Here is a 9,786-nt window from a genome sequence, read left to right as displayed (position 1 = left end):
CTTCAGCGCCGCGACCAGGGCGGCCTGCCGCGCGGCCAGGTCGCCGGCCGCCCCGCCCGGCCCGGCGCCGTCACCGGCGGCCCGCCCGCTCACGTGACCACCGGGAACCCGGACGCGGCGGCGAGGGCGTCGAGTTCGGCGCGCAGCGCCGCGGCGGGCGGCCAGCGCCCGTCCCGTTCCAGCAGCAGCGCCGGCGGCCGGTGCCGTCCGCACACCCCCCGGAGCAGGTCGAGCACCTGCGACGGCACCGGGTCGGTGTGCGTGTCGTGGTAGTGCCCGTCCCGCTCGGCGCCCCCGGCGACGTGCGCGTAGGCGACCCGGTCCAGCGGCAACCGGTCCAGCAGGGCCAGCGGGTCCGCGCCGCGGTTGCGGGCGTTGGCGTACACGTTGGCGACGTCGAGCAGGAGGGACGCCCCGGTGGCGTCGAGGATCGCGGTGAGGAAGTCCGCCTCGTCCAGCTCGTCGTCGGGCCAGTCGAAGAGCGCGGCGATCGGCTCCAGCGCGAGCGGCACCGGCAGCTCGGCCTGCGCGCGCTGTACGTTGGCGACCACCGCCGCCACCGCCGCCCGGCTGCGCGGCAGCGGCAGCAGGTGCCCGGCCTCCAGGCCGCCCGCCCGGACGAACGCGATGTGCTCGCTCACCAGGGGCGCCCCGACCAGTTCCGCGACCCCGGCCAGGTGCGCCACCCGGGCCGGGTCGACCGGTTCCGCGCCGCCGAGTGACAGCCTCACCCCGTGGGGTACGACGGTGACGCCGCGCCCGCGCAGCTCCGCCAGGCCGGGCGGGAGCGGGCCGGTCGGGGCGAGCGACTCCGCCACCACCTCGACGAAGCGCAGCCCGGGCAGGTCGGCGACGAAACCGGCGATCTCCGGCCGCCAGCCGATGCCCACCCCGTGCGGTCCGGTCATCCGCCGCACCCGCCGCCCCCGCCGCATCCGCCCCCGCCACCGCCGCCGTCCGAGGACGAGCCGCCGCCGCAGGAGCCGCCGCCGGAGCTGTAGCCGCCGGCGCCGCCGACCAGAGCCTGCCGCTGGATCTCCGCCTGCTCGGCGAAGCCCGGGTCGAGCGCCCAGAGCGAGGCGGTGCCGAAGAGAGCCACCCCCATCGCCGCGCCGGCCGCCCCGTAGGTGGCGTACGCGGGGGCGGCGGCGGGGGAGAGGTGGACGGTGCGTCGGCGCAGGCCGCGCAGCCCGGCGTCGGCGGTGCGGGTGCGCCACGGGGTGCGGACCAGCAGGGCGAGGGCCACGCCGAGCCCGATCAGGGTGAGCAGCAGCCAGCCCACCGGGCGGCCGTTGGACAGGCCGGCGACCAGCCGCAGCAGGCCCAACACCAGCAGGCCGGCCAGGAGGAGAGGGCCGCGCCGCGACGCCCGGCGCCCGTCGGCGTCGACCAGCAGCCCCCGCTGCTCCAGCCCCTGGCGCAGCTCGGTCAGGGCCCGGGCGACGGTGGGGTCCCGGGTCAGGTCGCGGGAGTGGACGGGTCGTTGCGCCGCGTGCCGTACCGCCTGGTCCAGCGGGGTGACCCCGGTGGGGAGCGGACCCGCCGCGATCAGTCTCCGGTCGGGCCGGACGTCGATCGCGCCGGCCGCGCGCAGGCCGCCCAGCGCGGTCCAGACGGCCAACTGGTCGCCGCCGTTGAGGTAGGCCACCTGCTGCGGGCCGAGCAGGTCCACGCCGGACGGGTCCGGGCCGGCCAGCAGGCGGCGGCGGTGCAGCACCGTGCCGATCACGGCCAGCACGGCCGCGACCAGGTAGAGCCGGAGGAAGAGGGGACCGGGGACACCCCAGGTGTCGCCGGCCGCGACCAACGGGATCATCGGCGGCTCCTGTCGCGAGAGGACTGGAGCTCATTGTGGAGCCGGCGCGCCATCACCCGACCGGGCGGAGCGGCGAGTTACCGAGCCGTGACTTCCCGCCGGTCAGCGCCGGCGTACCGCCTCCTCGACGAGGTCCAGCACCGGCCCGAGGTCGCCGGCCGGTCGGCCCATCGCCAGGTGCAGCACCAGCCCGTCGTACGCCAGCTCCAGGAACTGGGCCAGCACGTCGATCGGGACGTCCTCGCGGAGCACGCCCGCCTCCCGCTGGCGGACCAACCGGTCCCGGGTGGCCTCGGCGATGGCCGCGGAGCGCTCGGCCCAGCGCCGGGCGAAGGCCGGGTCGGTGCGCAGCCGGCGGGAGACCTCCAGCTGACTGCCGAGCCAGCCGGTGGTGTCCGGGGAGACCGCCCCGGCGAGCAGGTCCCGCATGACCTGGACCAGGCCGTTGCGGGCCACCGTCTCCACCATGGCCGCCGCGTCGTCCTCGGCCACGGCCAGGAAGAGCGAGTCCTTGTCCCGGAAGTGGTGGAAGATGGCGCCCCGGGACAGCCGGGTCGCCTCCTCCAGGCGGCGCACGGTGGCGCCCTCGTAGCCGTGCCGGGCGAAACAGGCCCGCGCGGCGGCGAGGATCTCCTGCCGGCGCGCGTCCAGCTGGTCCTGACTTACTCTGGGCACGGGGTCGATCGTGTCAGCTGACCCTCCGTTACGCAAACCGTACGTACGGCTTGGGATCTTCCTGTCGGGCGGCGGCCCCCGGCGGCGCTCCGGTTAGGATCGCCGGGTGACGACGCCCCCGGTCGCCTCCGCATCCCCGCCCGCCTCGTCCCTGCCCGGCGCACCGCTGACCGTCGCCGCCGTACAGGCCGAACCGGTCCCCGGTGACCTGCCCGGCAACGCGGCGACCGCCGCGCGGCTGGTCCGCCGGGCCGCCCGACACGACGTCCGCGTCGCCGTCCTGCCGGAGCTCTTCCTGCCGGCGTACCATCCGCCGACGCTGGCCGCCGACCCGGCCGGCACCGACGTCGCGGCCAGTGCCGACGGCGCCGTCGACGACCCCCGGCTCGACCCGCTGCGCGCCGCGGCCCGCGACGGCCGGCTGACCGTGGTGGTCGGCGCGGCGGTCCGCCACCCGGACGGCCGGCGGACCATCTCCGCCCTGGTCGTCGACCCGGCCGGCGCGGTCGGAGTCGGGTACGACAAGCAGCAGCTCTGGGGCGGCGAGCGGGAGCTGTTCGACCCCGGTACGCGCGGCGCCACGCTCCGCGTCGACGGCTGGCGGCTCGGCCTGGGCATCTGCTACGACGGCTGCTTCCCCGAGCACGCCCGCGCCGCGGCGGCCGACGGCGCCCACGGCTACCTCTGCCCGAGCGGCTACCTGACCGGGTCGGCGCACCGCCGCGACCTCTACTACGCCGCCCGGGCCCTGGACAACACCATCTACGTGGTCTTCGCCAACGCGGTCGGCGGGGCCGACCCGTGGCGGTTCAACGGTGGCGCTGCCGTCTACGACCCGGAGGGACGCCCGCTGGTCCGCGGCGCCGACTCCGGCGAGGAGGTGCTGGTCGCCACGCTCGACCCGGCGACGCTGGCGGCCACCCGCGCGGCGCACTCCATGCTCGCCGACCGACCCGCCGACCAGGGGCTCCCCCGAACGGTGTCGACGGCCTGACGGACGTCGGCGGGCCGCTCGGCCCTGTCGACGGCGAATCCCTCTCCCGTAAGGTGCCCGCGTGCCGCTGCTCCTGCTCGACCTGGACAACACCCTGCTCGACCGGGCAGGGTCGTTCCGTGCCTGGGCCGAGCGCTTCCTGGACAGCGTCGGCGCGCCGCCGTCCGACGTCGACTGGCTGGTCTCCATCGACGCCGACGGCCTCACCGACCGGTGGGACGTCGCGGACGCCGTGCGGGACCGGTACGGGCTGCGCATCCCCTCCATCGACCTGGTCGACGAGCTGCACGACGGCGTGGTCGCGAACACCCGGCTGGACCCGCTGGTCGCCTGCGCCCTGCGGATCGCCGACGACGCCGGCTGGGTGCCCGTGGTGGTCACCAACGGCTCGGTCCGCCAGCAGGACGCCAAGATCCGGCGCACCGGGCTGGACCGCTACGTCGCCGACTGGGTGATCTCCGAGGAGGCCGGGGTCAGCAAGCCCAACCCCAGGATCTTCGCGCTCGCCGCGCAGCGGGCGCGGATGCCGCTGCGGGGGGCGTGGGTGGTCGGGGACAGTCCGGAGGCGGACATCGGCGGCGCCGCCGCGGTGGGCCTGCCCAGCGTCTGGCTGCATCGGGGCCGCAACTGGTCGGACACCCGGTTCGCCCCCACCCGGACGGTGGACTCGCTGATCGCCGCCGTCGCCACCGTGCTCGGCGCCTGATCAACGGACCGGCCCGGCCCGTCGACGACGGCGTGGGCCGGTAATTCGGTTGACCGCCGAGCGGGGTGCCCGCCAGCATGGGTCAGCGCGAGTGCGCAGCCGGGCGCTACCGGCGTCGAGGAGAGGGGGTCGGTCATGGCCGTCTTCGCAGGGTCGTTCCACCTGCCTTCACCCGCCTCGATCAAGGGATCACCGACTCCGTGCGCGAACACGACTTCCCGGCGCCACCGCGCCGTGGCCGCGGCAAGAGCCGCTTCGACGACGACGAACCACAGTTCCTGAAGCGCGGCCGGGCCGCCGAGCCCGCCCTCGCCGAACCCGACGACGACCCCGTCACCGACACCGAGGACCGCTGGTCCTCCTGGGACGAGGCCGTACACGGGCCCGAACCCCACCCCGCCTGGCTGGTCACCGAGCTGGCCGCGCGGGACACCGAGCTGGGGGTGCTCAAGACCGGCAAGGAGGCGGACGTCCACCTGGTCCGCCGCGCGGTGCCCGACACCGACCGGTCCTGCCTGCTGGCCGTCAAGCGGTACCGGGACGCCCAGCACCGGCTCTTCCACCGCGACGCCGGCTACCTCGAAGGGCGCCGGGTGCGCCGCTCCCGGGAGAACCGGGCGATGGCCGGCCGGACCGCCTTCGGCCGGCAGATGATCGCCGGGCAGTGGGCGGCGGCCGAGTTCGCCGCCCTGGCCCGGCTCTGGGAGATCGGCGCCGAATCCGGGCGGATCGCGGTGCCCTACCCGGTGCAGCTGATCGGCACCGAGCTGATGCTGGAGTTCGTCGGCGACCCCGACGAGGGGGCCGCCGCGCCCCGGCTGGCCCAGCTGCGCCCCGAGCCGGCGGAGCTGCGCTCGCTCTGGGACCAGTTGGTGGACGCGCTGGTGGTGCTGGCCCGCGCGGGGTACGCGCACGGCGACCTGTCGCCGTACAACCTGCTGGTGCACGCGGGGCGGCTCGTCATGATCGACCTTCCGCAGGTGGTCGACGTGGTGGCCAACCCGCAGGGCCCCGAGTTCCTGGCCCGGGACGTGCGGGTGGTCGGCGCCTGGTTCGCCGCGCGCGGCCTGCCGGCGCCCGACACCGACCCGGCCGCGCTGACCGAGCTGCTGCTCCGGGAAGCCGGGATCCGCTGACGACCGTGTCCCGGGCGGTCCACCGACCGCCCGGGACACCCGGCTCACCGGATGCGCCTACTGGAGGTAACGCTCGACCGCCGGCACCGGCCGCTCACCCTGGGCGTCCGGGTCGCCGTGCGCGTGCCGGGCCGCCCGGCGGCGACGCAGCAGGTCCCAGCACTGGTCGAGCGACTCCTCCAGCGCGCGCAGCTTCTCCCGGGCCTCGTCGTCGGTGCCGGACTCGTTGGTCTGCGCCGCCGACCGGAGCCGGTGCTCCTCGTCGACCAGTTCGGAGATCCGGTTCAGGATGGTCTTGTCGTCCATGCCCCTGAGCCTGGCACAGGCCGCGCGGCCCCGCCCGGATTCGCACCCCCCGGACCGGCCCCCGTTACGGTAGGTTGCGCACCCGTGACCCCCACCCTGCGCCCGCTGCGGCCCGACGACGTCCCGGCGGTCGTCGACCTGCTGGACGCGGCGGCGCCGTACCAGATGATCACCGTCGGCTGGCTGCGCTGGCACCTGACCGGCGCGCCGGCGGCCGAGCGCTTCGGCGTGCTGGTCGCCGACCTCGGCGACCGGATCGTCGGCGCGGCGCTGACCGGCCTGCTGCACGAGAGCGCCGAGCCGGACCAGGCCTTCGCCAACCTGACCGTGCATCCGGACTGGCGCCGCCGCGGCGCCGGGACCGCCCTGCTCGCCGCCGCCGAGGGGCGGCTCGCCGGGCTGGGCGCGCGGACGGTGTACGCGAAGGTGGCCGACGACCCGGCGTGCGGCGCCTTCGCCGAGCGTCGCGGCTACCGGCGGGGGCGGCGGACCGACTACCTGGCCCTCGACCTGGTCGACGCCGACCTGGCCGCGCCGCCGGCCCCACCGGCCGGGGTCCGCCTGCTCGCCGCGGCCGAGCTGGCCGATCCGCACCCGCTCTACCAGGCGGACCTGGACGCCTCCCGGGACGAGCCGGGCGAGGCGGTCATGGCCGACATCAGCTACCCCGACTGGGTGGCCGCCTACTGGGACCGGCCCGACCTGGACCGCGGCCTCACCACGCTGGCCACGATGGACGGCGAGGTGGTCGCCTTCAGCATCGCCCTGACCGACGGCCGGGACCGGTACCGGTCCGGGATGACCGGCACCCGCCGCGCACACCGCGGTCGCGGCCTGGCCCGGCTGGTCAAGATCGAGTCCCTGCGCCGGGCCCGGGCCGCCGGCCACCGGCGGGCGCTCACCGCCAACGACGCCGGCAACACGGCCATGCTGGCGGTCAACCGGCGGCTCGGCTACCGCATCGTCGGCGCCGACTGGCGGTACCGTCGCGACCTGACCCGCTGATCGGCCGGTGCCACCGCGTCGCTCCACAGCGGAGTGAGAGCCGCCGACCACCCACTGTGGGCGGTGGGGTCGCCATGATCGACAAAGCTTGAGCCAGCCCGCCGGGGACTGCTAGCGTGCGCCGGGTTCGATGTGTGTCGCGACGCTCCGGCGTCCGGCGGACAGGATCCGGCCCGGGGGCGGTGTGATGGGTTCCGGCAGCACACGTCTGCGCACCAAGATCGTCGCCCTGCTGGCCTCCCTGATCGCGCTCTGGTCCTTCGCCGCCTGGGTGACGGTCCGCGACGGGTTCAACCTGCTCTGGGTGCAGACGCTGGACAGCCGCGTCGCCGACCCCGGCGAGCCGCTGGTCGTCGCGCTCCAGAACGAGCGGCGCCTCGCCACGACCTACCTCGGGCAGCGCGGGCAGCGGCAGCGCGACGACCTGACCGCGCAGCGGCAGACGACCACCCGCGCGGCCGAGGTCTTCCGGGCCTCGGTGCGGGGCTGGCAGGCCGAGTTCGCCACCGGCGACGACACCCGCAGCCGGGTGGACGCGGTGCTGGCCGGCCTGGACGCGCTCGACGGCGTCCGTGCGGCGGTCGGCGCCGGCCGGCTCGACCGGGCGGCGGCGTCCGACGCGTACACCGGCGTCATCGGCGCGCTGCTGCGGATGTACGACTCACTCGGCCGGCTCGACGACGCGCGGATCGCCGCCGACAGCGCCACCCTGGTCGACCTCTACCAGGTCCGCGAGCTGATGTCCCAGCAGGACGCGCTGGTCAGTGGCGTGCTGGCGGCGGGCCGGATGACCGCAGAGGAGCACGCCCGCTTCGCCCGGCTGGTCGGCGCCCAGCGCTTCCTCGGCGCGGACGCGGCCGGGCGGCTGCCCGCCGCCGACCGGGCCCGCTACGACCGGGTGGTGACCACCGAGGACTACCTCCGGTTCCGGGCCGTCGAGGACCGGGTGGTGCGACAGGCCCGCCCCGACGAGCCGGCCCCGCTGACCGCGCAGGAGTGGCAGGCGGCGGTCGGTCCGGCGTTGCGGGCCCAGGCGGAGTTCGGCGCCGCGGCCGGTGACGCGCTGATCGAGCGGGCCACCCCGGTGGCCGTGGGCGTCATCGTCCGGCTGGTGCTCGCCGCCGGTCTGGGGCTGATCGCGGTCGTCGCGTCGATCGTCGTCTCGATCACCACCGCCCGCACCCTGGTGCGGCAGCTCGAACGGCTGCGCGACGCGGCGTTGCGGCTGGCGGAGGAGCGGCTGCCCGGGGTGGTCGAGCGGCTCGGCCAGGGCGAGCGGGTGGACGTCGCCCGGGAGGCCCCGCCGCTGGAGTTCGGTGACGACGAGATCGGTCAGTTGGGCCGCGCGTTCAACACGGTGCAGGAGACCGCCGTCCGCACCGCCGTCGAGCAGGCCGAGCTGCGCCGCAGCGTCCGTGCGGTGTTCCTCAGCCTGGCCCGGCGTACCCAGGCCCTGGTCCACCGGCAGCTCACCCTGCTCGACGCGATGGAGCGGCGGGAGCAGGACGCCGAGGAGCTGGAGGACCTGTTCCGGGTCGACCACCTGGCCACCCGGATGCGGCGCAACGCCGAGAACCTGATCGTGCTCTCCGGCGCGACCCCCGGCCGCGTCTGGCGGCGCAACATCCCGATGGTGGACGTGGTCCGCGGCGCGGTCGCCGAGGTCGAGGACTACACCCGGGTCGACGTCCTCCCGCTCGGCCCGGTCTCGCTGGCCGGCCGGGCGGTCGGTGACGTCATCCACCTGCTGGCCGAGTTGATCGAGAACGCCCTCTCGTTCTCGCCGCCGCACACCTCGGTGGAGGTGCGCGGGCAACTGGTGGCCAACGGGTTCGCGATCGAGGTCGAGGACCGCGGCCTCGGCATGGGCGAGGAGGAGCTCGCCGCCGCCAACCGGCGCATCGCCGACCGGTCCGAGCTGAACTTCTCCGACGCCTCCCGGCTGGGCCTGTACGTGGTGAGCCGGCTGACCGAGCGGCACGGGGTGAGCGTCCGGCTGACCGCGTCCCCGTACGGCGGCACCACGGCGGTGGTGCTGATCCCGTCCGCCCTGGTGGTGGCGGACGACCCGGGCCCGGCCGGCGCGCCTCCCGCCAGCGCGGACGACGCCGCCGACCGGGCCGCGCCCGCCGCGTGGGCCGTCGAGACTGCCGACGGGCTCCCGGTGTCCACGCGTGGTCTGCCGCCGGGCGGCGCCCCGCCGGCACCGACCCCGTCCGGGCTGCCGACCCGAACCCGGACCCGGCGCCGACCGGACGCGCCCACCGGGCCCACGGCACCCCTCGTCGTCGACGTCGCGGCCCTCGGCGGCCCTGCGGCGTCCACCACGCCGGCGGACCCGGCCGGCGCGACGCCCGCGGACGCCGACCGGTCCGACCCGGCGCCGTCGCCTACTGTGGAGACTCGGCTGACCGGTTCGGGCCTGCCGGTCCGGGTACGGCAGGCCAACGTCGCGCCGGAGCTGCGCGGCCAGTCGGCCGCGCCGCGGGCCGACGACGACGAACCGGTGTCGCGCTCACCGGAGCAGGTACGCCGGGTGATGAGCGCGTACCAGACGGGCACCCGGCGCGGCCGGACCGAGGCGGCCCGGCTGCTGGGCGGCGCCCGGACCGGCGGCGGACCGGACGGCGCGGACGGACCGGCGACCTGACCGGGGCGGCGGCGGTGACCACGACCCGGGTACGGCAACCGAGCACGGCGACACCGCCGGGGAGACGAGGACGAGTGGGGCAGACGACGGCTTCGAGTGCCGACCTGACGTGGTTGCTGGACGATCTGGTCGGCCGGGTGCCCGCGGCCGAGCACGCCGTCGTGCTCTCCACCGACGGTCTGCTGATGACCTCGTCGCGGGGGCTGGGCCGGGACGACGGCGAACACCTCGCGGCGATGGCCGCCGGCATCCAGAGCCTGGCCCGGGGCGCGGGCAAGCGCTTCGGCGGGGGGCAGGTACAGCAGACCATCATCGAGATGCAGTCCTCGTTCCTCTTCGTCACGGCGGCCGGCCGCAACGCCTGCCTCGCCGTGCTCGCCACGGAGGACGCCGACGTCGGCCTGATCGCGTACGAGATGGCGATGCTGGTGACCCGGGTCGGCGCGTTCGTCACCGCCCCGGACCGGGGCGGCGAACACCCGGCCGGCGGGAAGTAAC

General features: G+C 76.3%; 10 protein-coding genes. 6 read left to right on the top strand and 4 right to left on the bottom strand.

The genetic code is table 11. The annotated features are described in order from the left end of the window. Positions 1-89: 89 nt before the first annotated feature. The 3 genes from V6U79_RS24750 to V6U79_RS24740 form a co-directional block, all read right to left on the bottom strand. Positions 90-908, bottom strand: a complete 819-nt coding sequence (locus tag V6U79_RS24750; RefSeq protein WP_334615997.1) for an MbnB/TglH/ChrH family RiPP precursor modification enzyme — start codon at positions 906-908, stop codon at positions 90-92. After that, positions 905-1,816, bottom strand: coding sequence for a TIGR04222 domain-containing membrane protein (locus tag V6U79_RS24745; protein ID WP_334527502.1), 912 nt, complete (start codon positions 1,814-1,816; stop codon positions 905-907). Before V6U79_RS24745 ends, V6U79_RS24750 begins: the two co-directional genes overlap by 4 nt. Positions 1,817-1,918: 102 nt before the next feature. Then, the gene (locus V6U79_RS24740) at positions 1,919-2,491 is read right to left on the bottom strand and encodes a TetR/AcrR family transcriptional regulator (RefSeq protein ID WP_334527499.1); all 573 of its coding nucleotides are present in this window, start codon (positions 2,489-2,491) and stop codon (positions 1,919-1,921) included. Between the two features lie 106 nt (positions 2,492-2,597). Between V6U79_RS24740 and V6U79_RS24735 the strand changes: the two genes are divergently transcribed. The 3 genes from V6U79_RS24735 (at position 2,598) to V6U79_RS24725 (ending at position 5,327) form a co-directional block, all read left to right on the top strand. Beyond that, positions 2,598-3,485, top strand: a complete 888-nt coding sequence (locus tag V6U79_RS24735; protein ID WP_334615996.1) for a carbon-nitrogen hydrolase family protein — start codon at positions 2,598-2,600, stop codon at positions 3,483-3,485. 61 nt (positions 3,486-3,546) lie between these two features. Then, positions 3,547-4,191, top strand: coding sequence for an HAD family hydrolase (locus V6U79_RS24730; protein WP_334527494.1), 645 nt, complete (start codon positions 3,547-3,549; stop codon positions 4,189-4,191). 200 nt (positions 4,192-4,391) lie between these two features. Next, positions 4,392-5,327, top strand: coding sequence for a serine protein kinase RIO (locus tag V6U79_RS24725; protein WP_334527491.1), 936 nt, complete (start codon positions 4,392-4,394; stop codon positions 5,325-5,327). A 57-nt stretch (positions 5,328-5,384) separates the two neighbouring features. On the opposite strand, the gene V6U79_RS24720 is transcribed toward V6U79_RS24725, so the two are convergent. Next, positions 5,385-5,633 (bottom strand): DUF2630 family protein, encoded by a 249-nt coding sequence (locus V6U79_RS24720; protein ID WP_334527488.1) that lies wholly within the window; start codon positions 5,631-5,633, stop codon positions 5,385-5,387. Positions 5,634-5,717: 84 nt separating this feature from the next. Between V6U79_RS24720 and V6U79_RS24715 the strand changes: the two genes are divergently transcribed. The 3 genes from V6U79_RS24715 to V6U79_RS24705 all read left to right on the top strand — a co-directional run bounded on the left by V6U79_RS24715 (position 5,718) and on the right by V6U79_RS24705 (position 9,785). Then, complete coding sequence (locus V6U79_RS24715; RefSeq protein ID WP_334527485.1) at positions 5,718-6,638, top strand: GNAT family N-acetyltransferase; 921 nt, start codon at positions 5,718-5,720, stop codon at positions 6,636-6,638. Positions 6,639-6,825: 187 nt separating this feature from the next. Continuing rightward, positions 6,826-9,288, top strand: coding sequence for a sensor histidine kinase (locus tag V6U79_RS24710; protein WP_334615995.1), 2,463 nt, complete (start codon positions 6,826-6,828; stop codon positions 9,286-9,288). Between the two features lie 74 nt (positions 9,289-9,362). Further along, the gene (locus V6U79_RS24705; protein ID WP_334615994.1) at positions 9,363-9,785 is read left to right on the top strand and encodes a roadblock/LC7 domain-containing protein; all 423 of its coding nucleotides are present in this window, start codon (positions 9,363-9,365) and stop codon (positions 9,783-9,785) included. The last annotated feature ends 1 nt before the right edge of the window (position 9,786 follow it).

Origin of the sequence: Micromonospora psammae (genome assembly GCF_036902725.1) — a bacterium.
Taxonomy (GTDB): Bacteria; Actinomycetota; Actinomycetes; order Mycobacteriales; family Micromonosporaceae; genus Micromonospora.
The sequence above is the reverse complement of the archived record's forward strand: the minus strand, read 5'-3'. Positions and strand labels throughout refer to the sequence as shown.

Coding starts and splice junctions, on each gene's coding strand:
- V6U79_RS24720 (WP_334527488.1), bottom strand. CDS start 5,633: ATGGACGACAAGACCATCCTGAACCGGATCTCCGAACTGGTCGACGAG.
- V6U79_RS24710 (WP_334615995.1), top strand. CDS start 6,826: ATGGGTTCCGGCAGCACACGTCTGCGCACCAAGATCGTCGCCCTGCTG.
- V6U79_RS24750 (WP_334615997.1), bottom strand. CDS start 908: ATGACCGGACCGCACGGGGTGGGCATCGGCTGGCGGCCGGAGATCGCC.
- V6U79_RS24745 (WP_334527502.1), bottom strand. CDS start 1,816: ATGATCCCGTTGGTCGCGGCCGGCGACACCTGGGGTGTCCCCGGTCCC.